The sequence below is a fragment of the Algoriphagus aestuariicola genome, from assembly GCF_017254835.1.
GTDB classification, from domain to species: Bacteria; Bacteroidota; Bacteroidia; order Cytophagales; family Cyclobacteriaceae; genus Algoriphagus; species Algoriphagus aestuariicola.
Genome location: NZ_JAFKCW010000074.1, coordinates 1 through 285, shown reverse-complemented (window position 1 = coordinate 285; position 285 = coordinate 1). Strand labels below are relative to the sequence as shown.

Genomic DNA, 285 nt, shown 5'->3' with positions numbered 1-285 from the left:
AGATCGAATACGTCCACGCGGCGCAGGCGTCCGGCGCGAAGACGTCGAAGATCCTCTTTCGGCACGTCCTGCCGAACGTGGCCGCGCCGATCCTCGTCCAACTGGCCCTGAGCATGTCCGGCGCGGTGACCATGGAGGCGGCCCTCAGCTACCACGGCCTTGGAGCCGTCCCACCGACGCCGTCGCTCGGGTCGATGCTGAGCGAGAACCGGACGGCGATGGAACTGGCGCCGTGGACCGTGCTCTATCCGGGGATTGCGCTGGCGATCCTGGTGCTGTGCATCA

At 67.4% G+C, this 285-nt stretch carries 1 protein-coding gene; it reads left to right on the top strand.

The genetic code is table 11. The features are described from left to right. Positions 1 to 285, top strand: a 285-nt coding sequence (locus J0A67_RS22885) for an ABC transporter permease (protein WP_206571703.1), incomplete at both ends; no start/stop codon positions are given.